General features: G+C 65.3%; 29 protein-coding genes and 1 pseudogene. 14 read left to right on the forward strand and 16 right to left on the reverse strand.

All coding sequences use genetic code 11. The annotated features are described in order from the left end of the window. Window positions 1-94: 94 nt before the first annotated feature. The 4 genes from OG326_RS24525 to OG326_RS24540 form a co-directional block, all read right to left on the reverse strand. Entirely contained in the window at window positions 95-454 is a 360-nt protein-coding gene (locus OG326_RS24525) for a hypothetical protein (protein WP_327139464.1), read from the reverse strand. A gap of 153 nt (window positions 455-607) precedes the next feature. Next, window positions 608-1087 (reverse strand): MarR family winged helix-turn-helix transcriptional regulator, encoded by a 480-nt coding sequence (locus OG326_RS24530; protein WP_327139465.1) that lies wholly within the window; start codon window positions 1085-1087, stop codon window positions 608-610. 4 nt (window positions 1088-1091) lie between these two features. Beyond that, a complete protein-coding gene (locus OG326_RS24535) occupies window positions 1092-2858 on the reverse strand; it encodes an MFS transporter (RefSeq protein WP_327139466.1) in 1767 nt (588 codons plus the stop codon). Between the two features lie 158 nt (window positions 2859-3016). Further along, window positions 3017-3931, reverse strand: coding sequence for an SDR family oxidoreductase (locus OG326_RS24540; RefSeq protein WP_327139467.1), 915 nt, complete (start codon window positions 3929-3931; stop codon window positions 3017-3019). Window positions 3932-4037: 106 nt separating this feature from the next. Between OG326_RS24540 and OG326_RS24545 the strand changes: the two genes are divergently transcribed. Continuing rightward, complete coding sequence (locus OG326_RS24545) at window positions 4038-4700, forward strand: TetR/AcrR family transcriptional regulator (RefSeq protein ID WP_327139468.1); 663 nt, start codon at window positions 4038-4040, stop codon at window positions 4698-4700. A gap of 124 nt (window positions 4701-4824) precedes the next feature. Here the strand turns inward: OG326_RS24545 and OG326_RS24550 are convergent, their stop codons facing one another. From OG326_RS24550 to OG326_RS24565, 4 genes are all read right to left on the reverse strand, one after another. Further along, entirely contained in the window at window positions 4825-5406 is a 582-nt protein-coding gene (locus tag OG326_RS24550) for a TetR/AcrR family transcriptional regulator (RefSeq protein WP_327139469.1), read from the reverse strand. Between the two features lie 23 nt (window positions 5407-5429). Continuing rightward, window positions 5430-6680, reverse strand: coding sequence for a KasA/KasB family beta-ketoacyl-ACP synthase (locus tag OG326_RS24555; RefSeq protein WP_327139470.1), 1251 nt, complete (start codon window positions 6678-6680; stop codon window positions 5430-5432). A gap of 13 nt (window positions 6681-6693) precedes the next feature. Beyond that, window positions 6694-6999: a meromycolate extension acyl carrier protein AcpM gene (acpM, locus tag OG326_RS24560; protein ID WP_327139471.1), complete on the reverse strand. Its 306-nt coding sequence runs from the start codon at window positions 6997-6999 to the stop codon at window positions 6694-6696. A gap of 244 nt (window positions 7000-7243) precedes the next feature. Next, window positions 7244-8074 (reverse strand): SDR family NAD(P)-dependent oxidoreductase, encoded by an 831-nt coding sequence (locus OG326_RS24565; RefSeq protein ID WP_327139472.1) that lies wholly within the window; start codon window positions 8072-8074, stop codon window positions 7244-7246. 72 nt (window positions 8075-8146) lie between these two features. On the opposite strand from OG326_RS24565, the gene OG326_RS24570 reads away from it, so the two are divergent. Then, on the forward strand, window positions 8147-8557 hold the full coding sequence (locus OG326_RS24570) for a winged helix-turn-helix transcriptional regulator (protein ID WP_327139473.1): 411 nt from the start codon (window positions 8147-8149) through the stop codon (window positions 8555-8557). Here the strand turns inward: OG326_RS24570 and OG326_RS24575 are convergent. From OG326_RS24575 to OG326_RS24585, 3 genes and pseudogenes are all read right to left on the reverse strand, one after another. After that, window positions 8480-9103: pseudogene (locus tag OG326_RS24575) on the reverse strand (peroxiredoxin); the annotation flags it as partial. The gene OG326_RS24570 and the pseudogene OG326_RS24575 sit on opposite strands and share 78 nt — an antisense overlap. Before the next feature lie 78 nt (window positions 9104-9181). Next, the gene (locus OG326_RS24580) at window positions 9182-9601 is read right to left on the reverse strand and encodes a DUF1707 SHOCT-like domain-containing protein (RefSeq protein WP_327139474.1); all 420 of its coding nucleotides are present in this window, start codon (window positions 9599-9601) and stop codon (window positions 9182-9184) included. Between the two features lie 115 nt (window positions 9602-9716). Continuing rightward, window positions 9717-10592: a LysR family transcriptional regulator gene (locus OG326_RS24585; protein WP_327139475.1), complete on the reverse strand. Its 876-nt coding sequence runs from the start codon at window positions 10590-10592 to the stop codon at window positions 9717-9719. A 124-nt stretch (window positions 10593-10716) separates the two neighbouring features. Here OG326_RS24585 and OG326_RS24590 point away from each other — a divergent pair, with 124 nt between their 5' ends. The 8 genes from OG326_RS24590 to biuH all read left to right on the forward strand — a co-directional run bounded on the left by OG326_RS24590 (window position 10717) and on the right by biuH (window position 18547). Then, entirely contained in the window at window positions 10717-12174 is a 1458-nt protein-coding gene (locus tag OG326_RS24590) for a form I ribulose bisphosphate carboxylase large subunit (protein ID WP_327139476.1), read from the forward strand. 33 nt (window positions 12175-12207) lie between these two features. Continuing rightward, window positions 12208-12630 (forward strand): ribulose bisphosphate carboxylase small subunit, encoded by a 423-nt coding sequence (locus OG326_RS24595; RefSeq protein ID WP_327139477.1) that lies wholly within the window; start codon window positions 12208-12210, stop codon window positions 12628-12630. Window positions 12631-12748: 118 nt separating this feature from the next. Continuing rightward, a complete protein-coding gene (locus OG326_RS24600; protein ID WP_327139478.1) occupies window positions 12749-13699 on the forward strand; it encodes an AAA family ATPase in 951 nt (316 codons plus the stop codon). A gap of 16 nt (window positions 13700-13715) precedes the next feature. Further along, on the forward strand, window positions 13716-14792 hold the full coding sequence (locus OG326_RS24605; protein WP_327139479.1) for a class 1 fructose-bisphosphatase: 1077 nt from the start codon (window positions 13716-13718) through the stop codon (window positions 14790-14792). A gap of 40 nt (window positions 14793-14832) precedes the next feature. Beyond that, window positions 14833-15723: a phosphoribulokinase gene (locus OG326_RS24610; protein ID WP_327139480.1), complete on the forward strand. Its 891-nt coding sequence runs from the start codon at window positions 14833-14835 to the stop codon at window positions 15721-15723. A 114-nt stretch (window positions 15724-15837) separates the two neighbouring features. Then, entirely contained in the window at window positions 15838-16566 is a 729-nt protein-coding gene (locus tag OG326_RS24615) for a GntR family transcriptional regulator (RefSeq protein ID WP_327139481.1), read from the forward strand. Further along, entirely contained in the window at window positions 16563-17867 is a 1305-nt protein-coding gene (locus OG326_RS24620) for a purine-cytosine permease family protein (RefSeq protein ID WP_327139482.1), read from the forward strand. The genes OG326_RS24615 and OG326_RS24620 overlap by 4 nt, the downstream gene beginning before the upstream one ends. Continuing rightward, the gene (biuH, locus tag OG326_RS24625; RefSeq protein ID WP_327139483.1) at window positions 17864-18547 is read left to right on the forward strand and encodes a biuret amidohydrolase; all 684 of its coding nucleotides are present in this window, start codon (window positions 17864-17866) and stop codon (window positions 18545-18547) included. The genes OG326_RS24620 and biuH overlap by 4 nt, the downstream gene beginning before the upstream one ends. Window positions 18548-18629: 82 nt before the next feature. Here biuH and OG326_RS24630 read toward each other — a convergent pair whose 3' ends face one another. Together OG326_RS24630 and OG326_RS24635 are read right to left on the reverse strand one after the other, a co-directional pair. Then, complete coding sequence (locus OG326_RS24630; RefSeq protein ID WP_327139484.1) at window positions 18630-19229, reverse strand: HdeD family acid-resistance protein; 600 nt, start codon at window positions 19227-19229, stop codon at window positions 18630-18632. A 70-nt stretch (window positions 19230-19299) separates the two neighbouring features. Then, a complete protein-coding gene (locus OG326_RS24635; RefSeq protein ID WP_442791048.1) occupies window positions 19300-20001 on the reverse strand; it encodes a YoaK family protein in 702 nt (233 codons plus the stop codon). 171 nt (window positions 20002-20172) lie between these two features. Between OG326_RS24635 and OG326_RS24640 the strand changes: the two genes are divergently transcribed. Further along, window positions 20173-21339: a thiolase family protein gene (locus OG326_RS24640; protein ID WP_327139486.1), complete on the forward strand. Its 1167-nt coding sequence runs from the start codon at window positions 20173-20175 to the stop codon at window positions 21337-21339. A 79-nt stretch (window positions 21340-21418) separates the two neighbouring features. Here OG326_RS24640 and OG326_RS24645 read toward each other — a convergent pair whose 3' ends face one another. Next, complete coding sequence (locus OG326_RS24645) at window positions 21419-21679, reverse strand: hypothetical protein (protein ID WP_327139487.1); 261 nt, start codon at window positions 21677-21679, stop codon at window positions 21419-21421. Window positions 21680-21894: 215 nt separating this feature from the next. On the opposite strand from OG326_RS24645, the gene OG326_RS24650 reads away from it, so the two are divergent. Then, window positions 21895-23007, forward strand: a complete 1113-nt coding sequence (locus OG326_RS24650; RefSeq protein ID WP_327139488.1) for a winged helix DNA-binding domain-containing protein — start codon at window positions 21895-21897, stop codon at window positions 23005-23007. Window positions 23008-23090: 83 nt separating this feature from the next. Here OG326_RS24650 and OG326_RS24655 read toward each other — a convergent pair whose 3' ends face one another. Further along, window positions 23091-23570 (reverse strand): winged helix-turn-helix transcriptional regulator, encoded by a 480-nt coding sequence (locus OG326_RS24655; protein WP_327139489.1) that lies wholly within the window; start codon window positions 23568-23570, stop codon window positions 23091-23093. A 103-nt stretch (window positions 23571-23673) separates the two neighbouring features. On the opposite strand from OG326_RS24655, the gene OG326_RS24660 reads away from it, so the two are divergent. Continuing rightward, complete coding sequence (locus OG326_RS24660) at window positions 23674-25080, forward strand: MFS transporter (protein WP_327139490.1); 1407 nt, start codon at window positions 23674-23676, stop codon at window positions 25078-25080. A 149-nt stretch (window positions 25081-25229) separates the two neighbouring features. Beyond that, a complete protein-coding gene (locus OG326_RS24665) occupies window positions 25230-26372 on the forward strand; it encodes a serine hydrolase domain-containing protein (RefSeq protein WP_327139491.1) in 1143 nt (380 codons plus the stop codon). 7 nt (window positions 26373-26379) lie between these two features. Here the strand turns inward: OG326_RS24665 and OG326_RS24670 are convergent, their stop codons facing one another. Next, window positions 26380-26913 carry an NUDIX hydrolase gene (locus OG326_RS24670; protein ID WP_327139492.1) on the reverse strand — a complete coding sequence of 178 codons (534 nt, stop codon included), beginning with the start codon at window positions 26911-26913 and terminating at the stop codon, window positions 26380-26382. Between the last annotated feature and the right edge of the window lie 7 nt (window positions 26914-26920).

Genomic DNA, 26920 nt, shown 5'->3' on the forward strand with positions numbered 1-26920 from the left:
ATGGACACAAGTTCCAGTCCAGCAACTAGCGCGCCCGATCACCGGCGGGTCTACGCCACCATAGTGCGGCCGAGCAAGATCACCGGGAATGATTTCAGCGATCCATCCCTCGATCGCGGTGGTGCGGATTGCCGTACGGCCGGCGAGGTTCGATGGTTCTGAGATCCTCGGGGTTCAAGGCGAAGCGGCGCGGTCCGGTGTGCGGCGGACGGGACGGGTCGGCGCCCGCCGCGCCCGAGTGGCGGCTCGCGGCATTGATGAGGTGCAGCGTGGCGACGAGGAAGTCCATCAATTCCAGGCCCAGCGGACCGGTGTAGTCGTAGTCCGAGAGTTTCCGCAGCTCCTCGGCGAAGCGGATTCTCAGCCGACTCGCGTCCTCGGAGGCGTAGGCGCCCTCGGCGATGCGCTGCGCATCCCGCGCAATAGCGTTCAATCGATCTGCGCTGTAGGTCATCTCGCGCCTGCCTTCATCGGCTGGTGCCACCACAGCCGGATTTCAGGGTACCGCGTTCACGATGCGAGCAACGCTGCTCCGCAGGGTTCGGGTGCACGCACATCGGCCTCTCGACAGCGGTTTACGCACTGTCGAGAGGCCGAATGCTGTTGCTCAGGAAGGGTTGGTCTCCTGATCGAGCGCGTCGATCAGAAAGCCGAGCGAGCCCTTGAGCGCCTCACGCTGCGGCTCGTCGAGGCGCGCCATGGCCGCTGCGAAGCGTTGAATACGGGCGGAGGTCAGGCCGGTGACCAGATCGTGAGCACGGGAGGTTGCGCTCAGGAGTTGGGCACGGCCATCCTCCGGATCGGCGTCGCGGACGATATAGCCCGCTTTCTCCAAACCGGTGACCATGCGCGACATGGTCGGTGCGCTGACACGTTCGACATTCGCCAGATCGCTCAGTCGCATCGGCCCGCCGCGCGCGACCGAAGCCAGGGCCGAGGCGGCGCCGGGGCTGAGCTGACCCAGGTCACCGGAGGTGCGGAGCAGCCGCAGCAGGCGGCCGATCGAGTGGTAGAGATCGGCCGCCTCCGTGAGCTGATCGGGGTCGGCGACACCCGTGGACTGTTGCAGCGTGGCCTCCTCGATCATCGGGTCAGATTCCCGCGCGGTCGGCTTCGATGAGTTCCTCGGTCTCATCGGCAGCCTTCCCGCTGCCGGCGAACCACGAAGCCACTGCGCCGATCAGCATCATAAATGCGGCGACCAGGAATACGACGATCAGACCCGAGTGGAACGGTCCGGAGATCAAGTGCGGGAAGAACTCCTGACCGGTGAGGACATCGCTGTTCACACCCGGTTTGTCGAGAGTGCCGCTGGGGCCGAGCAATTCCTTGAACGGGTTGTAGCCCAGGAATGTCGCGAACAGGCTGCCGACCGGGGGCATATCCGCCACCTGACCGGCGACCTGCGGGGATACGCCCTGGCTCTGCAGACCGGAATTCATTGCGCCCGGCAGGGTTCCGGACAGGCCGACGATCATGAGCGAGAAGAACACGCCGATCGACAGCGCCATGCCGCCGTTCATCAGCGTGCCGCGCATGCCGGAGGCGACGCCGCGCTGCGACGCCGGTACCGCGCCCATGATCTCGGCGGTGTTCGGCGAGGTGAAGATGCCGGTGCCGAGGCCGTTGAGCAGGATGATCAGTCCGAACAACCAGTAGTTGAAGTCGACCGGGATGATCACCAGCAGCACGAAGGTGACCGCCGCGAGCGTGAGACCGCCGGCCGCGAACAGCCGGGGGCCGTACTTATCGCTGAGCCAACCCGAAACCGGGCCTGCCACCAGGAATCCGACGGTCAACGGCAGCATGTAGATACCGGCCCACAGGGGAGTGGACTCGAAGTCGTACCCGTGCAGCGGCAACCAGATGCCCTGCAGCCAGATAATGAGCATGAACTGCATGCCACCGCGTCCCAGCGATGCCATCAGGCCCGCGAGGTTGCCGAGTCCGAAGGCGCGATTGCGGAACAGCGACAGCTGGAACATCGGCTGGCTGACCTTGGACTCGATGTAGCAGAACAGCAGCAGCAGTGCGATGCCGCCGAATACCCCGGCGAGCACCCACGGGTTGCCCCAGCCGGTCTTCGAATCACCGTAGGGCTGAATGCCGTAGGTGATACCGGAGAGCAGTGCGGTCAAGCCCAGCGCGAAGGTGAGGGTGCCCGGGATATCCAGCGATCCGGGCGTGCGGGTGCCGGTGTCGTGCAGCGAGCGGTAGGACCACACGGTGCCGAGGATGCCGAACGGAATGGTGACCCAGAAGATCGCCTTCCAGTCCCACTCCGACAGAATGCCGCCGATGAGCAGACCCAGGAACGAACCGGCCACGGCCGCAACCTGATTGATGCCCAGCGCTACACCGCGACGGTTGGCGGGGAAGGCATCGGTGAGGATCGCCGCCGAGTTGGCCATCAGCATGGCGCCGCCGACGCCCTGCACCACGCGCCAGCCGATCAGCCACAGCGCTCCGGCCCCGTGTGTGAACGGATCGAAGGACAGGGCGATCGCGCAGAGCGTGAACACCACGAACCCGAGGTTGTAGATCTTCACCCGGCCGAACATGTCGCCCAGCCGCCCGAACATCACCACCAGGACGGCGGAGGTGAGCAGGAAGCCCATGAGCAGCCACAGCAGATAGCTCACATTGCCGGGTTCGAGCGGGTTCAGGTCCACGCCCCGGAAGATCGCGGGCAGCGAGATGATCACGATCGACGAATTGATGGTGACCATGAGCATGCCCAATGTGGTGTTGGACAGCGCTACCCACTTGTAGTGCGGATGGTCTCGGTCGACGCGAAGGCGCCGGCGGATGGTCTGGACATCACCTTTGTCCAGATCGGTGGTCGGTGCCGCAGCCAACTTAGCCTCCCAAAAACGCAACTTACGAACTTGTCCAATATAGTTGCATGAGGCTAACTAACGAAATGGTGTCCTGTCTCACCGGCACTGACCAGGGCGAATGTGCTGGGATCAGCCTGATCGCTGGACCAGGTTTGGTGGGCGCGTTCAATGGCTGCCTACGCGGGCAGCTGCGTACCGGTGAGCTGCTCGGCGGTTTCCCACAGCCGCGCCGCGACCTTGCGATCGCGCGCCCGGCGGGTGATCGAGGCCGGGCCCGACGGACCGACCAGGCCGAATCGTCCTGTGGGGCCGTAGTATTCGCCGCTGCGTGCAGCGGGATCGCCGGCCGCGTAGAGCAGCGGTTCTGCGCCCTGTTCGACGCCCTGGGAGGGCAGGATGGGCAGACTGCCGAGGAGGCCGCGGGCAGGCTTGTCGCGGCCGAGGCTGGCCCCGGCGGTTTGCAGATTGGTGCGGGTGTAGCCCGGATGTGCGGCGGTGCTGCGCAGGTTCCAGTCACGTTCACCGGCGACTTCGGCCAGGTGCAGCGACAGGATCAGATCGGCCAGCTTCGACTGCGCGTAGGAGCGCGTCGGGCTGTAGCGGCGCTCCCACTGCAGATCGTCGAAGTTGATGCGGCCGAAATTCGCGGTGCCGCTGCTCATGGTGGCGACACGGGGGTTGTCGGCGCGGAGCAGTAGTGGCAGCAGGTGCATGGTGAGGGCGAACGGGCCGAGGAAGTTACTGCCGAACTGCAGCTCGAATCCGTCTGCGGTGGTGTGCCTTTCCGGGGGAGCCATGACGCCCGCGTTATTGACCAGCACATCCAGCGGTGCGCCCGCGGCGAGCAGATCGTCGGCGAAGCTGCGCACCGAAGCGAGATCGGCCAGGTCGATGCGGCGAACCTCGAGCTTGGCGGCGGGGCGCTGGCGCAGGATCTCCGCCTTGGCCTGCTCACCCTTTTCCGGGGTGCGCACCGCCATGATCACCTGCGCTCCGGCAGCCGCCAGACGCGCTGCGGCTTCCTTACCGGTGCCGCTGTTTGCGCCGGTGATGACGATCGTCTTACCGGTCTGATCAGGTACTTCATACATGCTGGACTCCTAGTCGAGGATAAAAGACCGCCGGTCTTCAACTGCTTCGACGATAAGAGACCAGTGGTTCGTTGTCAAGAGACCGTTGGTCTGAAATACTCGGAGCATGGTCCACTTCCAACGGGCGCGCAGCGTCGAGCAGCGGGAAATACGCAGACAGGCCATCCTGGATACGGCCGCGAACATGCTCACCGAGATGCCCGTTGTCGATCTCGGGCTCAATGAGCTGGCCCGCCGGGTCTGTCTGGCGAAGTCGAATGTGCTGCGCTACTTCGAATCCCGGGAAGCGGTGCTGCTGGAACTGCTCGACCTGCGCTACCGCGAGTGGATCACCACTGTCACACCGCTTCTGGCCGATACCGGCGGCGACCTGCGCGCACGGCGTGATCGCCTGGTCGGCGCACTGGTCTCGACACTGGCGGACGAGCCGGTGCTGTGTGACCTCTTCAACGCACAGGCCGCGATCCTGGAACGCAATATCTCGGCCGAGGTCGCGGCCAGGTACAAGCAGAAGATGTTGGCCGCCACCGCCGATCTGGTCACTCCGGTCGAACGCCTCGTTCCGGAGTTCGGCGCCGACGGTGCGATGAAATTCTGTGCGGCAGCACTGCTTTCCGCAGGTGCGCTGTGGAGCCACAGTCACCCCGCACCTGCCATGCTCGCCGCCTACGAGCTGCATCCCGAGCTGGCCGCCGCCCGTCTGGAGTTCGTCCCTGTCCTCACCGAGCTGCTCGAAGTCCTGGCGCGCGGCCTACTGACCCGAGACTGACCGGCGCAAAGTCCAACTCCCGCAACACTTCAGTACCTCCGGGCCGGTAGCCGAGGTCCATTTCAGCGCGCATGAGGGAATCATGGGGGTCGTCAGTGGTAATCCGCGTGCTGACCGGGCAGGTTCACCCGGTCGTGAGGTGGTGGCGGAGGAGGATCGCGAGTTGGGTGCTGGCGCAGTCGAAGGGGTGGCTTGATTGCAGGGCGCGGCTCTGCACGATAGCTCCCTCGATTGTCAGTAGCAGCAGGGCTGCCATCGAGCAGGCGGGAACGCGGTCGATGCCGGCGGCGATCAAGCCGTCGGCCAGACGGGCGGTCCATTCGGTGAAAGCCTGGCCGGCGGCGGATTGCACGGCCGGGTCCTGCCCGTAGAGCGCCGCGGCCATCATAAAGGAGCCCACGCGATAGTCGCTGGACTCCAAGGGATTACGCCAGTAGGCGAACAGTTCGTCGAGCCAGCCCTCCAGAGAGGGGGCGGTGGCGAGCGCGTCCGCCATCCGGCTCACATGCGAATACCCCATTCGGGAAACGGATTTCGCCGCTGTCTCCACGAGCTCCTCTTTGCCCAGCGGAAAGTGCTGGTACAGCGAATCGGGCGAGGCATCGCTGCGTTCGAGTAGTTCGGTGAGCCCGGTGGCGTGCACGCCGTGCTCCATGACCGTCAGGATCGTATTCAGAATCAGTCGGGCGCGCGGTCCGGCGGGCATGGAGCTTCCTCGGTCTCGGGGTGTCAGTAGCGGCCGAAGGCGAGCGCGACATTGTGCCCGCCGAATCCGAACGAGTTGTTGATCGCGTACTCGATGTCCTGACGGCGCGCCTCGCCGTGCACGATATCGAGGTCGATCTCCGGATCCTGATTCTCCAGATTCAGCGTCGGGGGCACGATGCCGTCCCGAATGCTGAGGACCGTGAGTATCGATTCGAGCGCACCGACGGCGCCGATCGAGTGGCCCAGGGCGGATTTCGGCGCGTAGACCGAGGCGTGGCCGACCCCTGCCTGGTGAATCGCGTTCTTCTCGGCGGTATCGCCGATGGGAGTCGCGGTGGCGTGCGCGTTCACGTGCGTAATGTCCCGGGCCGACAGACCGGCGGTCTGCAGGGCCCGCGTCATTGCCCGGCCTGCGCCGGCGCCCTCCGGATCCGGCGCCACCAGGTGGAATCCGTCGGAGGTGATGCCCGCGCCCAGGAGTCGTGCGTGGATCGTCGCGCCCCGGGCCTTGGCGTGCTCCTCGGTCTCGATGACCATGAGCGCGCCCGCTTCGCCGAAGACGAAGCCGTCACGGTCCTTGTCGAAGGGACGCGAGGCGCCCTTCGGATCGTCATTGCGGGTGCTCATGGCCCGCATCATCGAGAAGGCCGCGATCGGCACCGCATCGATATAACCCTCGACGCCGCCGGTGACGGCGATATCCGCATCACCCATCACGATCATGCGCCAGGCGGTGGCAATGGCCTCCGAACCCGAGGAGCACGCGGATACCGGAGTGATCACTCCCGCACGGGCTTTCAGTTCCAGGCCGACCACGGCCGACGGACCGTTGGGCATGATCATCTGCACGGCGAGTGGCGAAATCTTGCGGTAGCCCTCGCTTTTCAAGCGATCGTTCGAGCTGACGACGGCATCCGCGCCGCCGAGCCCGGTGCCGATGGCGACGGCCAGCCGCAGCGGGTCGACCTCCGGGCTGCCCGCGTTCTTCCAGACTTCGCGGCCCATCACGGTGGCCAGCCGCTCGACATAGGACATGCGGCGGATCTCGACCCGGCTCAGCAGCGTATCCGGCGATACCTTCAGGTGACCGCCGATGTGCACCGGGAGGTCGTAGTCGGTGATGAAATCGTCGGTGAGCGTGTCGATGCCGCTCTCTCCGTTGAGAAGGCCCTTCCACGTCGCATCGACATCGCTGGCGATAGACGTGGTCGCCGCCATGCTGGTGACGACCACGCTGGGGAATTTTCCGGTCGAACTGAAAGGGTTGGTCATGACGACCCGCCCGCTATTCGCCGTGGCTCTCTTCGAACTTGGACTTGAGTTCCGCCGCGAGCTCGGAGTTCTCGACCTCCATCTTCTGCACGTAGGCCACGGCGTCACCGACGGTACGCAGGCTGGTCAGGTCCTCGTCCGGAATCTTGATGCCGTACTTGTCCTCGAGCTGGACGGCGATCTCCACCAGCGACAGCGAGTCAATATCCAGGTCGTCGACGAAGGACTTCTCGATCGTCACCTCGGAGGCCTCGATACCGGTCACTTCCTCGACGATCTCGGCAATGCCCGCGACGATCTGATCCTGCGTGGTTGTCATAAATATCCCCTAGCTCGTTGCATTGGATACCGGTAGTGCACCTGCTCAGCGCAGCACGTGGCCGCCGACCGGTGTGTTCTCTCAAACCGATTGCGGCTCAACGTCTTTTACTCCGACTACCGCTGCCAAACATATAGACCGCCGCCGCGTCAGCGAGACGGACGTCGCTACGAACCTACGTGAGAGTCTTTGTGGGAACCCTCCAAGAGTGAAGTCTCACAAGAAATCACGGCGGGGAGTGGGTTCAGGTGTCGGCTCTGCTCAGCAGCGCTTCGGTGAGGGTGGCGAGGCGGTGGGCATTCGCGGGATCGAGGGTGGGGAGCGACAGGGGCAGGATCTTGCCGCGGTCGATGGCGATGAGGGGCTGTGCGGGCGGGGTGTCGACAAAGGCGTGGAGGGGGTCGATTGCCGCGGCGATCGGCTGGGCCGAGATGCGGGCCAGGGTTCGAAGCAGGGTTCTGGCGAGGACGTTCAGGCTGGAGAGATCGCCGCTGCGCGTGAATCCGGGGTGATAGAGAACGAATCGCACTGTGTCGGAGCCCGTTTCGGCGTAGGTGACGCCCAGCAGGTCGTTGGCTCGACCGGCCTGCAACTGGGCGCGTACCGCGCTGTAGCCGTGTGTCAGTTGGGGGTCGTCCCAGTCGATCGCACCCTTGGTGACGCCGACCCCTCCAATGCTCACGATCACCGGGGCCGTGCTGCGCTCCAGCAGCGGAGTCAGCCGCTGCGCCAGTACATATCGGCTCAGGTAATAGAGCGCGAAGGTGTGCTCGAAGCCTTCCGCGGTCCGAGTCCGCCGCGGGCTGATGCGGTTGGCGAACAGCAGTAGCGCATCGACCGTGTTGTACTTCGTGCGAATCTCGTCGATCACCCGCTCGGTCTCCGCTGTCGAGCTGAGGTCAGCGCGCAGAAAGGTGAGGCCATCGACCGCCGGACCTGCCGCAGCCAGTAGCGATTCGCCCTTTACCAGGTTGCTGCCGATGGCGACGACCGTATCGCCGCGTGCCAGCCGTTCGAGGGCGAACGCACGGCCCATACCGTCCGTACCGCCGCTCACGACAATGGTTTTGGACATTGTTCCTCCGCTACTCTCGGGTCGTACCTCGATCCTCGGCAACGACTGACAGTTGCGAAAGTAGGCACTTTCATGTCCGATACGCACACGAATGTGCCCTCGATGATCGCGACAGAGCTGCCCGCGCGCGTACCGGTCGCCGAACACGAGGCCTGCCCCGTCACCGACGTACTGCGCCGCATAGGCGACAAATGGAGCGTGCTGATTCTCGCGCTGCTCGGCAGGCGCAACTACCGCTTCAATGAACTACACCGCTCGATCGAGGGCATCAGCCAGCGCATGCTCACCCGCACCCTGCGCTCGCTCGAACTCGACGGCCTGGTCACCCGCACCGTATTCCCCACGCTCCCACCCACAGTCGAATACAGCCTCACCCCCCTCGGTGAAACCCTCCTCACCCCACTCTCAGCCCTCGCCGACTGGGCCGTCACCCACACCCCCGACATCACCGCCGCCCGCCACTCCGGGACCGCCGAATCCTGATGCCGGGTGCTCCCGCAGCCAGCGAAGCACTTCATCGGCATGCCGATCGGGCGGAAAGACCGGGTAGAAGACATGCTCGATCACCCCGTTGTCGACGATGAGCGTCATGCGCTTATAGAGCGATACACCGTCGACATCGAACGTCGGAAGCGAAAGCGCCTTTGCCAGAAGCAATTCCGGATCGGCCAGCATTGCGAAGGGCAGATGCAGGCGTTCGACAGCTTCACGCTGGTAAGAGGAGTGCTGACTGGACAGTCCGAACACACGCTGGGCGCCTGCGGCGACCAACTCCCGGTAGTGATCACGGAAGTCGCACGCTTCGGCGGTGCACCCGCGGGCACCCGGAATGGCATTCCACCCGGCGGGAAGGTCGATGTCGGGGCGACCGGTCATCGGATAGAGGTACACAACGGTCCGGCCGGTGCCCGTCGATCCGAGATCGATAGTCGCATTATCGGTGCTGTCGAGAATGATCGACGGCACGTGCAGACCGGGAAGATGCGCTGCCGCACCGTCATCCACCGGTACCGGCAGGTCCGGGGGCAAGGTCTGCAGGTTCGGGGCGGGCTCAGGTGGTTGGCTGATTCTCACGAACGAAACGTAACTCCAGCCCCCGGGCCGAGGTCAACCCAGACTGCGAGGGCCGTAGTGGTTGTGATGCCCGAAGCGGCGGCCGCGCAGGACTACGAAGAAGAGCAGGGGGAAGATGAAGAAGGGGACTATGTGGGTCGCTAGGACGAAGGCTGTGGCGAAGGCTAGGACGCCGGCCAGGCCGATTGCGGGGAGTAGAAGGCGTGGGTCGCGGCGGTGCGGAGTGGGGGGCGGGGTCGGGGCGGGGGCTGGTTGGGGGAGGTCGGCAAACAGGATGGTTAGTTCGTCGGTGGTTTTGGCGGCGTAGGCGCGGCCTACGCGGTCGTCGTATTCGTCGAGGTCCAGGCGGCCGGCGGCGAAGTGCTTGCCGAGAGCCTCGGCCGCTTGCTCACGCTCTGCCGTGCCGACGCGCACGGCGGGCGGCCCGAACGTCGCAGGGCTGAAATCGGTCATTTCTCAACCACCTCACCGGGGGAACAATCACGCTGTCAACCACAGTAGGCCGATTTTCGGCCGTCGGCCTGCGCCCCTGGACGTATAGCGATCTACACCTGCAGGCGTACCCGGCTCACGCACTGCGGAAGGCTTTGTCGCCGACGCGGTCGGGGTCGGAGATGTGGGAGAGGAAGAGCCGGGCGGTGGGAGGAGGTGTGCGGGTGGTGACGACGTGCCAGGGGCGGTTGAGGGGGGTTCCGTCTATGGGGAGGACTTCCAGGCGGCGGCCCGCCAGATCGTTTTCCACCGCATCGGTGTGAATGAGGGTGATACCCAGACCTTCTCGGGCGGCGGCGAGCGCTGCGCCGTGTGTGCCGAGAGTCAGTGTGGGGGGCCGGATCTGGAGACGATCGAAGAGAGCGAGGGTGGTGTCGCGGGTGCCGGAGCCGGTACCGCGCAGGAGCCAGGTGGCTTCGGAGGGGTCCGGCCAGAGACCGGGCGCGCCGACGACCACCAGCTCACAGGGCCTGCGAGCACGGGTCACCAGTCCCGCTTCGTGCGGCGGGCGGCCCGCCACAACGAGATCTGTTTCGTGGTGCGTCAATTCGACGAACAGCACATCCCGAGGCTGGATGGAGAACCCCAATTCGATATCGGGGTACCGGGCTCGGAACGAGGCCATCAGCCGCAGAAGGACGAACTCGCCCGCGGTGGCGACCACCCCGATGCGCAGGCGACCGGTTTCTGCGGCCCGGACCGCGGCGTGCGCCTCCTTCATCAAACCCAGGATGCTGCGGCAGTAATCGGCGTAGACGCGGCCGGCTTCGGTGAGTGCGATACCCCGGCCTGATTTGGCTATGAGTTTAGCGCCCAGCTGTTTTTCGATGTGCGAAACGGCCGCGGAGGCAGCGGCTTCGGTGATGTGCAACTGTGCGGCCGCGCGGCGGATGCTGCTGTGGCGGGCGACCGCGAGGAAGGTTTCCATGCGGACCGCGCTCACAGTACCCATCGTCAAACGGTAGCAAACACGACGAAATGGTTGAGGGAGACGAGAAACAATCGAATTGTTTGTCGATAACTCTGCCGTCATCCTGGGAATCGCAAGTGGCCCAACCCAGTTCGCAGGAGGAATGATGGCCGGATCTGTGGACGATCGAGACGGTGGACGCGGCCGATGGGATCCCGGCGTGCAGACGTACGCGTCGATGGGATACTACGCGCCCGATTATCAGCCCAAGGACACCGATGTGCTGGCGGTGTTCCGGGTGACCCCGCAGCCGGGGGTCGACCCGATCGAGGCCTCGGCGGCGGTGGCCGGCGAATCCTCCACTGCCACATGGACGGTCGTCTGGACCGACCGTCTGACCGCGCACGAGCGCTACCAGGCCAAGTGCTACCGGGTCGACGAGGTGCCGGGCCGGCCGGGGGAGTACTTCGCCTATGTCGCCTACGATCTCGATCTCTTCGAGGAAGGTTCGATCACCAATCTGACCTCCTCCGTCATCGGCAATGTATTCGGATTCAAACCGCTGCAGGCATTGCGCCTGGAGGATATGCGAATTCCCGTGGCATACGTGAAGACCTTTCAGGGCCCTCCGCACGGAATCGTTATGGAACGGGAACACCTGAATAAATACGGTCGACCGTTGCTCGGCGCCACGGTGAAACCGAAACTCGGTCTCTCCGCGCGCAACTACGGTCGCGTAGTATACGAAGCCTGTAAGGGCGGACTGGATTTCACCAAGGACGACGAGAACATCAACTCGCAGCCGTTCATGCGCTGGCGTGATCGCTACCTGTTCGCCATGGAGGGCGTCAACCGCGCCATCGCCGATACCGGTGAGCTGAAGGGGCATTATCTGAATGTCACCGCCGCCGACATGGAAGACATGTACGAGCGCGCCGAGTTCGCCAAATCCCTTGGCAGCGTGATCATCATGATGGATCTGACGGTGGGCTACACCGCCATGCAGTCCATGTCGAAGTGGGCGCGCCGCAATGGCATGCTGCTGCACCTGCACCGCGCCGGGCACTCCACCTACACGCGACAGAAGACGCACGGGGTGAGCTTCCGGGTGCTGGCCAAATGGTGCCGGCTGATCGGTGTCGATCATCTGCACGCGGGCACCGTCATCGGCAAGCTCGAAGGTGATCCGCACACCGTCAAGGGTTTCTACGACACGTTGCGCGACAACCACATTCCCGCGAATCCGCGCAATGGCATCTTCTTCGACCAGGACTGGGCGAGCCTGCCCGGAGTCATGCCGGTCGCCTCCGGCGGCATTCACGCCGGGCAGATGCACCAGCTGCTGGACCTGTTCGGCGACGATGTGTGCCTGCAGTTCGGCGGCGGCACCATCGGCCATCCGATGGGCATCGCCGCGGGCGCGGAAGCTAATCGTGTCGCCCTGGAGGTGGTGGTGAAGGCCCGCAACGAGGGTCGTGACCTGCTCAAGGAGGGCCCCGACGTGCTGCGCCGCGCCGCCGAGACCAATCGCCCGCTCGAGGTCGCGCTGAAGACCTGGGGTGACGTCACCTTCGAGTACACCTCGACCGACGCCCCCGATGCCGTGCCGACGTCCACTCGCTGAACGCTCCCTTTCCACGAAAGACAGGTAACCGCAATGCATCTGCGCCACGGCACCTTCTCGCACCTTCCGGATTTCACCGACGCCGATATCGCCGCTCAGGTGCGCTACGCACTGCTCAACAACTGGCCGGTCTCCATCGAATACTCCGACGATCCGCATCCGCGGAATATGTACTGGGAGATGTGGGGCCTGCCGCTGTTCGATCTCGATGAGCCCGATGGCGTGCTCGCGGAGATCAATGCCTGCCGGGCGACGTTCCCGCGCCACTACATTCGCATCACCGCCTACGACGCCTCGTATGGTCGGCAGACCACGGCGCTGAGCTTCCTCGTGCAGCGCCCGGCGGACGAGCCCGGATTCCGTCTCGACCGCACCGAAGGAGCCGACCGCAGCCAGCGCTACGGCTTCCATCCGTACGCACTCGACGATCGCCCCGGCGAACGTTACAGCGGCTGAACGGGTTTCGACGGTGAGCACACAGCACCCGGTAGCGCCCGGTGTCCACGCACCTGCGGGCGGGCACCAGGCGAACGGGTTTCAGATGCATCGGCCCGGGGCCACGAGCCCAGGACCGGTGCCCGGGTCGGCCGGCGGTTCCCGACCGGAGGACACCGCGGCCGACCTCCTCGCCGACGACGCGCTGCTGGACCTGTCCAGCGATATCGCGGGCAAGGACGTCGAGGACACCCTCAGCAGGCTCGATGCCGAACTGGTGGGATTGGCGAACGTCAAACGCCGGGTGCGGGAGATCGCGTCCCTGCTGCTCATCGATCGCGCCCGGGAGCGCTTCGGCCTGCAGGCCACCCGGCCGACCATGCATATGAGCTTCACGGGCGGGCCCGGCACCGGCAAGACCACGGTCGCCCTGCGCATGGCCGAGATGCTGCACGCGCTCGGCTATATCCGTAAACCCAAGGTGCACACCGTCACCCGCGACGATCTGGTCGGCCAGTTCATCGGCCACACCGCGCCGAAGACGAAGGAAGCCCTCGCCAAAGCCGCCGGGGGCGTCCTGTTCATCGATGAGGCCTACTACCTGTTCCGCCCGGAGAACGAGCGTGACTACGGGCAGGAGGTCATCGAAATCCTGCTGCAGGAGATGGAGAACGAGCGCACCAGCATGGTGGTGATCTTCGCCGGCTATCCGGACCGCATGGAGACGTTCTTCTCCGCGAATCCTGGCCTGTCCTCACGGGTGGCGCATCACATCGAATTCCCCGACTACACCCACGACGAACTCCTGGCCATCTCGCAACTCATGGTCGCCCAGGAGAACTTCTCCTTCGATGATGCTGCCACGCAGGCCTTTTCACGCTACCTCGCACTGCGTATGAGCCGCCCCCGCTTCGCCAATGCCCGCAGCGTGCGCAATGCCCTCGAACGCTGCCGCCTGCGCCAGGCCAAACGCCTCGTCGAATTGCACCGGCCGCTGAGCCGCACCGATCTGATCACGCTGACCGACAACGACGTCTACGGCAGCAGCGTGTTCGCGGACGCCCCCGCAGCGGAGGTGGCCGACTCGTGAGGAAATGAGCAGGCGTATGCCCGAAGGTATGAAGACACTCACCCGCTACACCATCGAGCAGGAGCATCGGCATCCCGGATCCTCCGGGGAGTTCTCGGCGCTGCTGAATGTGCTGGCCACGGCCACCAAAATCATTGCCAACCAGGTGATGCGGGGTGCGATCGTGGGCTCGCTCGGCTCGTATGACGCCGATAATCTGCCGGTGACGGTGCACCGGAGGATGGATGCCATCGCGCACGACATCATGGTGTCGGAAAGTCAGTGGAGTGGGCCGCTGTCGGCGCTGGTGTCCGAGCAGATGAGCGGATTCCACGCGGTGCCCGCGGAAATCCGGCGGGGGAAGTATCTGCTGGCCTTCGATCCGCTGGACGGGTCCAGCAATATCGATGTGAACCTGCCGGTGGGCACCATATTCAGCGTGCTGCGGGCGCCGGAGGACGGGCGGGCGGCCGCGGCGGAGGACTTCCTGCAACCGGGCGTGCAACAGGTGTGTGCGGGATTCACGCTGTACGGCCCGGCGACCATGCTGGTGCTCACCACCGGGAACGGGGTGGACGGGTTCACCTTGGATCGGGAGGTCGGGGCCTTCGTGCTCACCCATCCGCGCATGCGAATCCCGGACGACACTTCGGGTTTCGCGATCAATGCCGCCAATGAGCGCTTCTGGGAACGCCCGGTGCGCCGCTATGTGCACGAGGCGCTGCAGGGCGTCGAGGGACCGCGCGGGCGGGATTTCAATATGCGCTGGGTGGCCTCCCTGGTGGCCGATACCTTCCACATCCTCACGCGCGGTGGGCTTTACATGTATCCGCGCGACACCCGGCACCCGGCCCGTCCGGGCCGGGTGTCACTGCTCTACGGCGCCAACCCGATCGCCTTCATCGTCGAACAGGCGGGCGGTGCCGCCACCACCGGACACGAACGGGTACTGCAGGTGCAGCCGGGGGAGCTGCACCAGCGGATTCCGTTCATCTTCGGCTCGCGCAACGAGGTCGAGCGCATCGAGCGCTATCACACCGAACCGGACGAGGGTCCGATCTTCGACGCCTCGCTGTTCGGCAGTCGCTCGCTGTTCCGCTCGGCAGGGCGCTGATCCGGCGCGAAATCCGCTGTCCGGCAATCGAGGAGGTGCCATGTCGGTCAAACATCCCGTCGTCGCGATCACCGGATCTTCCGGTGCGGGGACGACCAGCGTCACGCGGACCTTTCAGGAGATATTCCGCCGCGAGGGCATCAATGCGGCCATCGTGGAAGGAGATTCGTTCCATCGGTTCGACCGCAATGCCATGCAGCTGGCCATGGCGGAGGCCGAGCAGACCAATAATTCGCAGTTCTCGCACTTCGGGCCGGAGGCGAATCTGCTCGGCGAGCTCGAAACGCTCTTTCACGACTATGGGGAGACCGGAGTCGGGCCGGTGCGCCGGTATCTGCACGACGACGCCGAGGCCAAACCCTACGGGCAGCCGCCGGGGACCTTCACACCGTGGGAGGAGCTGCCGCCGGGCAGCGATCTGCTGTTCTACGAGGGACTGCACGGGGCGGCCGTCACCGAGGGCATCGATGTCGGCCGGTACACCGATCTACTCGTCGGCGTGGTGCCCATTATCAATCTGGAGTGGATTCAGAAGGTGCACCGGGACAAGACCGAACGCGGCTATTCCAGCGAGGCGATCATCGACACCATCCTGCGCCGCATGCCCGACTACGTGAACCACATTTGCCCGCAGTTCTCCCGGACCTACGTGAACTTCCAGCGAGTGCCGACGGTGGACACCTCGAATCCGTTCACCACCCGCAGCATTCCGACCGCGGACGAGAGTTTCGTGGTGATCCGCTTCGCCGATCCGAAGGTGATCGACTTCCCGTATCTGCTGTCCATGCTGCACGACTCGTTCATGTCGCGGCCCAACAGCATTGTGGTCCCGGGCGGCAAGATGGACCTGGCCATGCAGTTGATCTTCACCCCGCTCATCCTGCGGCTGATGGATAAGCGGCCGAAGTCGTTGCAGCTCAGGGGGTTATGACCAGAGCAGGCCGAGCATCTGCGAGCTTTCCGAAACACCGGGGCAATTAGCGGTCATCGAAGTGTTACGGCGGCCGCTCGGGCACGAAACATGTCGGCAGAAGTGTATACAGACATGAATGCACGAGCTGCCGGCGCGACCTCGGACCTGAGGCACCAGGTCTACACACAGTTGCGCGAACGGTTGATGTCAGGTGATCTCCCACTGCGCGGGCGACTGGTGGAAACACGCGTCGCGGAGATGCTGGGCGCTTCCCGCACTCCGGTGCGCGAAGCACTCGTCCGGCTGCACGCGGAAGGTCTGCTCACCTCCGACGAGGGGGGCTGGTATCCCGTCATCCCCGATCTCGCCACCATCCGCGATCTGTACGAGGTTCGAATCACCCTGGAACTGCGGGGGATTCAGCGAGTCATGGACTCACCCCGGCTGGGGTACGACCTCGACGCGATACGGGCTCTGCACGCGGATTGGTCGGAATACCGTGCGGCGCCGCCCGAACCGGGCCCGGACGTGCTGCTGCTCGACGAGGCCTTCCATCTCCGGCTCAGCGAGGCCGCCGGAAACCCCTCGCTGACCCGCATACTCGCGACGGTCAACAGCCAGATCCGATTGGTACGCGCCTACGACTACGGCACCGAGGAGCGCGTCACCGCGACCATCGCCGAACACCTCGGAATCCTCGACGCCATCCTCGAGGACGAACTCGGCCGCGCGCGCACGCTGCTGCACGAGCATGTCGGAAATTCGTACGAGGTCGTCGAAGCCGCGGCGGCACGCGCGGTGGCCGCGCATTTCCTCGGGACGCAGGCCGGGCAGCTCGACTGGCAGGAGTTCGCGAAATGACTGGAATACTCGATCCGGATCGGTCCTCGGCGAACCCGGATGTGCTGGCGGAGTACGAGAACGAACCGGTCCCCGCCGCGGCGCGCCGCAGCCTGGCGTCGGTGGCCGCAGTCTGGGTCGGCTTCCCGATGATCCTCACCTGTGCGGTATTCGGCGGCCTCGTGGTGTATTCGCAGGGCTTCTGGCGGGGAATGCTCGCCATCCTGCTCGGCAATCTGGTGCTGTTCGGATACGTCGGTGCACTCAGCTATGTCGCGGGCGATACCGGCCGCAGCTTCGCGCAACTCGCGCAGCGCACCTTCGGCCGCTACGGGCGCATCGTGCCGGCCGCATTCCTGTCCACGATCGTGATCGGCTGGTTCGCATTCCAGACCGGTCTCACCGGATCGATCATTCACAGCACCCTCGGGTGGAACGAGGCCTGGACCTCGGTGCTGGCGGGCATCGGCTACATGCTGATCACACTCGTCGGAATCCGGGCGCTGTCGGTGATCGGCATCATCGCCGCGCCCCTGTACCTCGTGCTGGCCGCGGTCGCGCTGATTTTCGCGCTGTCCTCGGCATCGCTGTCCAGCGTGTTCGGCTACCAGGGTGGTTCCGGCGCACTGAGTTTCGGCGCCTGCGTCACGCTGGTCATCGCCTGCTTCGCCGACTCGGGCACGATGACCTCCGATTTCACCCGCTGGTCGCGCAACGGCCGGGAAGGCCTGCTGGCGGCGGCCGCGGCATTCCCGGTCGCGAACGTGATCGCGAATGTGGTCGGCGGTGTCTTCGTAGCACTCGGCGTCACGCACGATACCGCCGCCAATGGCGGAAACTTCCTCGGGATTCTGGTCGATCACGGCGGCTGGGTGGTACCGATCGCGATCGGGTTCGTCTTCGTGAACCTCGGGTCGGTGTGTGCGCACTGCCTGTACAACGGGGCGATCGGGTGGGGGCAACTGACCGGCAGGCCGATGCGGATGCTCACGGTGGTGCTCGGCATCTGCGGGACAATCCTTGCCGGAGTAGGGGTTTGGTCGCACTTCGACACCTGGCTGAACCTGCTCGGGGTGGTCGTCCCGCCGATCGGCATCGTCATGATTCTGGATCTGCTGGTGCTGCCCAGATTCGGGGTCTCGCGGACCGAATCGGAGTGGCATCTCGAGCCCTTCCTGGCCTGGGCCGGCGGCGCGGGGTGCGCGATGGCCGCACACCTGTGGGCGCCCGGACTCTCCGAGGCGATCGTGGGAATGCTCTCCGGCGCACTCTTTTTCGCCGCGCTGCGGCTCGCCACCCGGCCCGAGGCGGTGACCGCATGACCTCCCAGGTACCCGCGAACCCGTACCCGTGGCCGTTCGACGGCCCCATCGAACCGGCTCGCACGGCGCTGCTGTGCATCGACTGGCAGGTCGACTTCTGCGGGCCCGGCGGCTACGTCGACACGATGGGCTACGACATCGAATTGACCCGGGCCGGACTGGCTCCGACGGCGAAGGTGCTCGATTCCGCCCGCTCCGCGGGACTCATGGTCATCCACACCCGAGAAGGGCACCGCCCCGATCTCAGCGATCTGCCCGCCAACAAACGCTGGCGCTCCGCGCGGATCGGGGCCGAGATCGGCAGCACGGGACCGCAGGGACGCATTCTGGTCCGTGGTGAACCGGGCTGGGAGATCGTGCCCGAGGTCGCCCCGCTGCCGGGTGAATCCATTATCGACAAGCCTGGAAAAGGCTCGTTCTATGCGACGGATCTGGATCTGCTGCTGCGCAGCCGTGGCATCACCCATCTCATCTTCACCGGTATCACCACCGATGTCTGCGTCCACACCACCATGCGCGACGCCAATGATCGTGGCTACGAATGCCTGATCCTGTCCGACTGCACCGGGGCCACGGATCCCGGCAACCATGAGGCCGCGCTGAACATGGTCACCATGCAGGGCGGCGTCTTCGGCGCTGTCGCCGATTCGCAGGCGGTGATCGAGGCGCTCGGCGAATAGCTCCGGGACGGAAACGCCTTCGGCCGCAAACGAAACCGGCGGCCGCCCTGGTAAGGCGGCCGCCGGAAAAGGGAGGCGGAACTCAGAAAGCGCTCGGAAGCCTGCCCGCGCCGCTCTTCACCTGGAAGGCGGAGATCACCTCGAAGATTCCGATGAAGATCAACCACCAGCCTGCCACCAGCGTCAGTGCGACGATGGAGTGGAACGGCGCCGCGATCAGCCAGCCACCACCGATGACCAGCACGATGCCGAAGAAGATCGCCCAGCCGCGGCCGGGCATGCCGTCGAGCGACAGCCCGGTGATCAGTGTGCTCACACCGCGGAAGATCCAGCTGATGCCGATCCAAATGGCCAGCAGCAGAACCGCTGTCGCTTCACCCTGGTCCCGCCAATTATGGAAGCACAGGAAACCCAGGACGAGCGTCAGAATGGCGGTGATGAAACTCAGAATCCGCATTCCCGCGCTGAGGTGAACGGCGAATGCGGCAATGAGCTGGAAGAAGCCGGATACAACAAGATAGATGCCGAAAAGTACGCCCGCGACAAGAATTGTCTTACCGGGCCAGGCGAGGATGATGATACCCAGCACCACCGAGAGGAGGCCGGTCACCAGGATCGACTGCCACGCACTTCGGGCCAGAGCGTGGACCGGCCCTTCGGAAACTTCCTCTTTGGTTGTCATGCTCGAGAGAATATGCCCAGTTCGCGTAGTTTGCGGTGAATTTGCTCGGTGTGGTGCAGGGTTGTGATGGTCACGCCACGCCGTCGCCTCGGCGTTTCGGCTTGTGATGCACCCAGCGCGGATCGACCCACCACGTATAGGCCGCGACAATCGCCGACCCCGCGAGCGCGGCGTCGAGCATGTTCGAGCCGTCGACCACCAAGCTGACCAGGCCGCCGATGAACGCACCGATCGCGAATGAGCCGTACTGCACCGCATAGCCGAGCCAATCGCGCACCGTGCCGCCGCCGGCAAGATGCCGCTCCACGCCCTGCGCGAATTTGACCAGGGTTCCGGTCACGTAACTGACCGGAATCGATACTTCACCGTTCTTCACGAACGAGGTATTCAGTGCGCCCATGCCGAAGGCCACGAACAGGATCTGCAGCAGTCCGATTCCGCGATCGCCCACGATATCGTCGGTGACCGCCGCGCAGAGCAGTGCGAAAGTGGTCAGCATCGTCGCACCGTGCGGATGATTGCGCCACCAGAAACGGCGGCACAGTGACGCCACGAACACGCCCAGCAGGAACGAGACGATGAGCATCGCGGCACCCTTGGCGAGGGTGTGATCACCGGAGAAATTACCGATCACCGCGCGCTCGGTATTGCCGGTCATGAAGGTGACGAAGTATCCGGCGGAATGGGTATAGGCGGCCGCGCCGATATATCCGGCCAGGATCGACAGAACCGAGGACAGGCGCATCTCCAGATCCCAGAAGGGGCCGGGCAAGACATCCTCGGTGGGGGTCATGGCAACAGGCTAGCAATCGAACAGCGGCTACCGGGGGAGGTGAAGTCGGGCCCCGGATTGCCGAAGGGATCGCCATCCGGCGGCTGCGGTACAGTACTGATGTTAACCGGAATTCACATCCGGTTGGGCAGGTACGAACAAGGAGAAGCCATGACCTCCGCCGTCATCGTAGACGTCGTCCGCACTCCCTCCGGTAAGGGGAAATCCGGTGGTGGACTGTCGGAAGTACATCCCGCCACTCTGCTCGCGGGCGTGCTGGAAGCGCTCGTCGCCCGCACCGGGATCGACCCCGCACTTGTCGACGATGTGATCGGCGGTTGCGTCACGCAGAGCGGCGAGCAGGCGTTCAATATTTCGCGAACCGCAGTGCTCGCGGCGGGTTTTCCCGATGCGGTCCCCGCCACTACGGTGGACCGGCAGTGCGGATCCTCACAGCAGGCCGCGCACTTCGCCGCCCAGGGCGTCATTGCCGGGGCCTATGACATCGCCATTGCCTGCGGTGTGGAATCCATGTCCCGAGTGCCGATGTTCTCCAATGCCCAGGGCAAGGACGCCAATCGCGGGCCGATCGCGCACCGCTACCCCGATGGCCTTGTGCAGCAGGGCATTGCGGCCGAGGTGATCTCTGCGCGCTGGAAGTTCGACCGCGCCGCACTCGACGAATTCGCGGCCCGCTCGCATCGATTGGCCGCTGCGACAGCCGCATCCGGTGGTTTCGACAATGAAATCGTCCCCGCCGGAACGCTGACCGCCGACGAGACCATTCGACCCACCACCAGTGCCGAAGGCCTGGCCGGGCTGAAGCCCGCGTTCGCGGATGCGGAATTCAAGGCGCGCTTCCCCGAAATCGACTGGTCCATCACGCCCGGCAACTCCTCACCGCTGAGCGACGGCGCGTCCGCGGCGCTGATCATGAGCGAGGAGAAGGCCGCACAGCTCGGCCTGAAGGCCCGCGCCCGATTCCACTCCTTCTCGGTCGTCGGCGACGACCCGCTGCTCATGCTGACGGCCGTGGTCCCCGCCACCCGCAAGGTCCTCGCCCGCGCCGGGCTGACCATCGACGATATCGACGCCTACGAGGTCAACGAAGCCTTCGCACCGGTACCCCTGCTCTGGGCGCACGAACTCGGCGCCGACCTCGCCAAACTCAACCCCCGCGGCGGCGCCATCGCCCTCGGCCACCCACTCGGCGCCTCCGGCGGCCGCATCCTCGCCACTATGCTCAACCACCTCGAGCAGACCGGCGGCCGCTACGGCCTCATGACCATGTGCGAAGCCGGCGGCCTCGCCAACGCCACCATCATCGAACGCCTCTGATCATCCGATTTCCGTGTGCCGCAGGGAGATCCCCGCGGCACACGGAGGCGTGCACTGCGGCGTCACACGCCCGCGCTCGTTAACCGCCGGTCGGGAACCACTGCCAACCGGCGCCACCGTTGTCGATGCAAATCCAGCTCTGCCCATCAGGGGACAAAATCTGTTCCTGATCATTGGACGGGCCGCACGGCTGCGATGGATAGGCCGCCTTGACGATATGAACGGCAGCCTGCTCGGCCGAAGCCGCCGCAGGCACCGCCAAGACGACGGCCGAAAGACCGACAGCCGCGATCATCGGTCGGCCCAGACCCCGGACAGCCGAAATAAGACGATTGCTCATAGAATTCCCTCCCGAAATTCGCAAGGCCCCAACGTCTTTCAGCCCTGCACCTTCGACTATGCCACGAACCTCACCGGCTCGGTAGCGACAACGATCGCCACGGTGTTCATCCTCGAGCACCGGCTGCTGCTCGTCACCGGCCCGGCGCGGCGCAGGTTGCAGGCCGGAGTTCTAGCGTGATAGCAACGCCAGAACGACGGAAGGCGGTTGCAGACGTGGTTGTGCGGGTTTCGTGGGATCAGGTCTTCGCCTGGCGGATGGGGCGGCAGTTCGTCGATGTTCGGGGTGGTTCGGATGCGGTCGAGGTGGCGGCGCGGTTGGCGGGGGTGCAGGCGCAGGTGAGTTCGGCGGCGGAGACCGCTGTGGCTCTGCGTAGTGCGGCGGGTAGGCCGGGGGCGGTGGTTCGGGGGCTGGGGGAGCGGAAGCTGATCAAGACGTGGGCTATGCGGGGGACGTTGCATGCGTTGACGCCGGATGTCGCGGCTGCGGCGCTATCGCTGATGGGGTCGGCTCGGACGTGGGAGAAGCCCTCGTGGGCAAAGACTTTCGGTGCTACGCCGGAGGATGTCGCCGCGCTGGTCGAGGCGGTGGGGGAGATGCTCGGCGAGGCGGTGCTGACTCGGGACGAGCTGGTGTCGGCGATTGTGGCCGAGCCGCGGTTTCATCCGCTCGCGGAGCAGTTGCGGTCCGGATGGGGTGCGGTGCTCAAGCCGCTCGCCTGGCAGGGCGCGCTGTGTCATGGACCGGTGGACGGCGGTACGGTGACGTTCTCCAGTCCGGCACATCTGATTCCCGGGTGGACGGGCCTTCCTGATCCTGATGCGGCCGCGCCCGTACTGATCACCGCGTATCTGGGCGCCTACGGACCGGCGACACCGGAAGCGTTCGATGCCTGGCTGTCTCGCGGCAGTCTGCGGAAAACCGTACTGCGGCGGTGGTTCTCGGAGCTGGGCGACCGGGTGACCGAAGTCGACGTCGAAGGCCGCAGCGGATATGTACTCACCGAGCACGTCGAAGATCTGACCGCCACCGCGCCCGCGCACTCGGTACGGCTGCTGGGTTCGTTCGATCAATACGTGCTCGGTCCGGGGACCGGGGACACCGCACTGCTTTCCGCAGAGCATCGCGCCAAGGTCAGCCGCGCGGCCGGTTGGATCTCGCCGCTCGTGCTGGTCGACGGCCGGATCGCGGGGACCTGGGAGATCGTCGGCGATGAGCTGGTCGTCACCATGTTCGACGGCATACCGCCACCGCTACGCGCGCTCGAGGCCGAGGCCGCGCATGTCGCGAGGGCTACTGGGATGTCTGCCCTGACAGTTCGCGGCTGACTCGGCTTTTCGTGCACTGGCGCTGAGCGGGCTACCCGCGTCGGATGTTCGGCAACAGTGCACGAAAACATCGCATTCGCCGACTACTCCGCCCTGGCCGGCAGCAGATCCGCCGACCGGGCCCCCGGACCCAGGATCGGCTGAATATCGCGACCCTGCAGCTGCTCGCCGCAGTCCGAGCACACCGGCTGCACCGTCATGGTGTGGCCGCACGCATTGTGCACGGCCTCGATCGGCGGGCCGTCGGGCGCGGCCCAGGTATCGCCCCACTGACGCATGGCATTGACCACCGTCCAGAGTGAGCGGCCTTTCTCTGTGAGCTTGTAGTCGTAGCGGACCGGGTTGTCCTGATAGGGGACTCTGTCCATGATCCCTTGGGCCACAAGGTATTCCAGGCGCTGGGTGAGGACATTTCGGGCGATGCCCAGTCGCGAGCGGAAATCGTCGAAGCGAGTGATGCCGAACAGCGCGTCTCGGATGATCAGGAGCGTCCACCATTCGCCCACGGCCTCCAGGCACTGGGCGATGGAGCAGTTCATGTCCTCGAAGCTCGTACGGCGCATGAGTCGAGCATAGTCGGTTGCTTGAAAGAACTCACTGCTCTATCGTCCGTCTCATGATGCAACTCACTAATCGTGTGGGTGGTCGGCTGATGAGGGAGAGCTCGTGAACAGCGTTGTGGTGGAGAAGGAGCAGCGAGCCGTCGACTCGCGGGTGGTGCTTGGCATCGTCGCAGTCGGCGTGCTGCTGTCGAGCCTGGATCTGTTCATCGTGAATGTGGCGCTGCCGGATATCGCGGCGGACTTCACCGGATCGAAGATCTCGGGGCTGTCGTGGGTGCTCAATGCGTACGCGATCGTGTTCGCGGCGCTGCTGGTGCCCGCCGGGCGACTGGGTGATCGCAGCGGAAACCGCACCACCTTCCTGATCGGGCTCGCGGTCTTCATTCTCGGATCGGCGCTGTGTGCGGTGTCCTGGGATGTGGGCGCGCTGGTGGCATTCCGCGTGCTCCAGGCGGTGGGCGGGGCAATGCTGATACCGGCTTCACTGGGCCTGGTACTGGCGGCGACTCCGCCGGAGCGGCGGGCCGTGGCGGTGCGACTGTGGGTCGCGTTCGGCGGGCTCGGTGCGGCGCTGGGTCCGGTATTCGGCGGTCTGCTCGTCGAAATCGATTGGCGCTGGGTATTTCTCGTGAATGTGCCGATCGGCGTGATCGCGCTGGTGATCGGCTTCCGGCTGCTGCCCGATCCGAGCGGTGATGGCGGCAGCCTGCCGGACGGCTTCGGGGCGCTCATGCTCGTGGGCTCGGTCGCGACATTCATCCTGGCGCTGGTGAAGGGTGAGGATTGGGGCTGGGGCTCCGCCCGGGTGATCGGCGCATTCGTTGTCGCGGTGTGCTTCGCGATCGCCTTCGTGGTGTCCTCGCGCCGTCATCACAGCCCGGTGGTCGATCCGGCGCTGCTGAGATTGCCGAATTTCGCTCTCATGCTGGCCAATTCGCTGCTGTTCAATATCGCCTTCGCCGGGATGCTGCTCTCGGTGGTGCTGTGGGCGCAGAACGTGTGGGGGTGGTCGGCGCTGCAGACCGGTCTGGCCATCGCACCCGGTCCGCTGGTCGTACCGTTCGTCGCGGTGCTGGCCGGACGGGTCATCGCCAAGTTGGGTGCGGGCCCGGTGATCGCGCTCGGCGGCATATTCTTCGCGGCCGGAATTCTCTGGTGGACAGCGAGTATCACGCTGGAGCCGAACTACGCCGGCGGTCTGCTGGGCGGCATGCTGCTGACCGGACTCGGCGTCGGCCTCACCATGCCGACCAGTTTCGCGGCAGGCACCGCCGGGTTGCCGCCGCAGCGCTTCGCCACCGGATCGGCGGTGCTGAGCATGGCAAAGCAGATCGGATTGGCTGTCGGCGTGGCGGTTCTGGTCGCGGTGCTCGGCACGCCGGTCGGGCCGGACGCGACGCTCACGGCATTCCAGCACGGCTGGTATGTCATTGCCGGGGCATCGGTGGCGGCCGGTGTGATCGGGCTGGCGGCCAGGCTGCCGCGGCCCGCTGCCGCCACCGCCGAGTAGCCGGCATCGCGCGGTGCCGGTGTCCCACAGCGGGACACCGGCACCGGCGCGCATCAGACTGTGGGCGGGGGTTGGCACCAGGATTCTCAGGGCTGGACTCAGGGGTTGTCCCGATAGTCGGCGGGCCCGGGTCTACATACGGTCGATACATGCGAATTGCGCCGACGGTGACAGTGCTGGCTTTGCTTGCGGTGGCGGGATGCTCCTCCGTGAACACCGACAACTCACCCAAAGCCGTGACGAGTACGCCGGTCGCGGTGTCCGCACATCGGGTCGACCAGGTGCGCGCCGATATCGACGCCATCGTGCGATCGGGTGTCCCGGGGGTGATCGCCACCCTCACCGAGAACGGTCAGACAGTGACACTCACCTCCGGCGTCGCCGATCGGGCCGGCGCCGCACCGATTCCCATGGCCCCGCCGCAGGAGGTCCGGATCGGCAGCATCTCCAAGACCTTCACCGCCTCGATCATCATGCAGCTGGTGACCGAGGGAAAGATCCGCCTGGACGAACCGGTCGACACCTACCTGCCCGGACTGCTCACCGGCAATGGCGTGGACGGCAAGGTGATCACCGTCCGTCAGATCCTGCAGCACCGCAGTGGTCTACCGGAGTTCAGCAATGATCCCGAGGCGGACGAATATCGCGCCGCAGTGGAGGGCCGCACGCTGACGCCCCCGCAGGAGATCGCCCTCGCTCTGCGTCATCCCGCACAATTCAGCCCCGGCACCCAGTTCAAGTACACGAACACCAATTTCATCGTCGCGGGCATGCTGATCGAAAAGGTCACCGGCAGGACCTATTCCGAAGAGCTGGCGGGCCGGATCACCACACCCAACCGGCTGACCGACACCTACCTTCCCGCCCGCGGCGACACCGACCTCCGGGGCCCGCACCCGCACGGATACGGGACCATCGACGGCGTCCTCACCGACGAGACGCGGTCCGAACCGTCCATTCCGTGGACGGCGGGCGCACTCATCTCCACCGGCTCCGACCTCAATCGGTTCTACCTGGCTCTGCTCGCGGGACAGATCGTCGCGGCTCCGCAATTGAAGGAGATGCTGGCGAGCGTGCCGATGACGGGTAGTCCCTTCTTCTACGGACTGGGAATCGGCAATACCGAACTCTCCTGCGGTGCACAGTACTTCGGCCATACCGGCGGCATAGCCGGCTACGTCACCATTACCGGAGGCACGCGGGAAGGCCGCGCGGTGACGATCGCCATGACGGCATCCCCGGACCCGTCGCCGGACTCCATGGCCCTGCTGAGCCACGCCCTCTGTCCGTAGTTCCGCGTCACCGGGTTCGCCGGTGGAGCTCGGCGGCGAAGGTGAGGAGTTCGGGCATATGCGGACCGTCCGTCGCCGCGAGTTCGACTGCCTCCGCCAACGAGACGGCGCGGACCTCCAGAATCTGTTCCGCGTCATCAGGATTGGTGGGGGAGCCGCTGAGAATGACATCGGCCGTGCACCAGAGCCAGGCTTTGCGGGGGTGGGGCTGCCAGGGCCGGTACGGCGCCGGGCGATCGGTCACGGCATGGTGAGCGCCGATCCACTGCATCGGGCCGACCAGTTCGGCCCCGGCCTCTTCGCGGAGTTCACGGACTACGCACTCCAACACCGACTCCGACGCCTCGCGAGTGCCACCCGGCACAATCCACACATCCCGATCGTCCCGGCACAGCACGATGCGCTCGCCGACAAAACAGACGACATGGATATTGGTGACCAACTCATCCGCCGGCAATTCGGTCGAGAACTGGACGTCCAGCCCGCCCCATTCCCACCGGGCAGGCGTGTGCAGCAGCGGATACCGATCGGCAAGCGTCATGCCTCGA

The sequence above is a fragment of the Nocardia sp. NBC_01327 genome (assembly GCF_035958815.1).
In the GTDB taxonomy this organism is placed as follows: domain Bacteria; phylum Actinomycetota; class Actinomycetes; order Mycobacteriales; family Mycobacteriaceae; genus Nocardia.

Coding starts and splice junctions, on each gene's coding strand:
- OG326_RS24525 (WP_327139464.1), bottom strand. CDS start 454: ATGACCTACAGCGCAGATCGATTGAACGCTATTGCGCGGGATGCGCAG.
- OG326_RS24530 (WP_327139465.1), bottom strand. CDS start 1,087: ATGATCGAGGAGGCCACGCTGCAACAGTCCACGGGTGTCGCCGACCCC.
- OG326_RS24540 (WP_327139467.1), bottom strand. CDS start 3,931: ATGTATGAAGTACCTGATCAGACCGGTAAGACGATCGTCATCACCGGC.
- OG326_RS24545 (WP_327139468.1), top strand. CDS start 4,038: ATGGTCCACTTCCAACGGGCGCGCAGCGTCGAGCAGCGGGAAATACGC.
- OG326_RS24550 (WP_327139469.1), bottom strand. CDS start 5,406: ATGCCCGCCGGACCGCGCGCCCGACTGATTCTGAATACGATCCTGACG.
- OG326_RS24555 (WP_327139470.1), bottom strand. CDS start 6,680: ATGACCAACCCTTTCAGTTCGACCGGAAAATTCCCCAGCGTGGTCGTC.
- acpM (WP_327139471.1), bottom strand. CDS start 6,999: ATGACAACCACGCAGGATCAGATCGTCGCGGGCATTGCCGAGATCGTC.
- OG326_RS24565 (WP_327139472.1), bottom strand. CDS start 8,074: ATGTCCAAAACCATTGTCGTGAGCGGCGGTACGGACGGTATGGGCCGT.
- OG326_RS24570 (WP_327139473.1), top strand. CDS start 8,147: ATGTCCGATACGCACACGAATGTGCCCTCGATGATCGCGACAGAGCTG.
- OG326_RS24580 (WP_327139474.1), bottom strand. CDS start 9,601: ATGACCGATTTCAGCCCTGCGACGTTCGGGCCGCCCGCCGTGCGCGTC.
- OG326_RS24585 (WP_327139475.1), bottom strand. CDS start 10,592: ATGGGTACTGTGAGCGCGGTCCGCATGGAAACCTTCCTCGCGGTCGCC.
- OG326_RS24590 (WP_327139476.1), top strand. CDS start 10,717: ATGGCCGGATCTGTGGACGATCGAGACGGTGGACGCGGCCGATGGGAT.
- OG326_RS24595 (WP_327139477.1), top strand. CDS start 12,208: ATGCATCTGCGCCACGGCACCTTCTCGCACCTTCCGGATTTCACCGAC.
- OG326_RS24605 (WP_327139479.1), top strand. CDS start 13,716: ATGCCCGAAGGTATGAAGACACTCACCCGCTACACCATCGAGCAGGAG.
- OG326_RS24610 (WP_327139480.1), top strand. CDS start 14,833: ATGTCGGTCAAACATCCCGTCGTCGCGATCACCGGATCTTCCGGTGCG.
- OG326_RS24615 (WP_327139481.1), top strand. CDS start 15,838: ATGAATGCACGAGCTGCCGGCGCGACCTCGGACCTGAGGCACCAGGTC.
- OG326_RS24620 (WP_327139482.1), top strand. CDS start 16,563: ATGACTGGAATACTCGATCCGGATCGGTCCTCGGCGAACCCGGATGTG.
- biuH (WP_327139483.1), top strand. CDS start 17,864: ATGACCTCCCAGGTACCCGCGAACCCGTACCCGTGGCCGTTCGACGGC.
- OG326_RS24630 (WP_327139484.1), bottom strand. CDS start 19,229: ATGACAACCAAAGAGGAAGTTTCCGAAGGGCCGGTCCACGCTCTGGCC.
- OG326_RS24640 (WP_327139486.1), top strand. CDS start 20,173: ATGACCTCCGCCGTCATCGTAGACGTCGTCCGCACTCCCTCCGGTAAG.
- OG326_RS24645 (WP_327139487.1), bottom strand. CDS start 21,679: ATGAGCAATCGTCTTATTTCGGCTGTCCGGGGTCTGGGCCGACCGATG.
- OG326_RS24655 (WP_327139489.1), bottom strand. CDS start 23,570: ATGCGCCGTACGAGCTTCGAGGACATGAACTGCTCCATCGCCCAGTGC.
- OG326_RS24665 (WP_327139491.1), top strand. CDS start 25,230: ATGCGAATTGCGCCGACGGTGACAGTGCTGGCTTTGCTTGCGGTGGCG.
- OG326_RS24670 (WP_327139492.1), bottom strand. CDS start 26,913: ATGACGCTTGCCGATCGGTATCCGCTGCTGCACACGCCTGCCCGGTGG.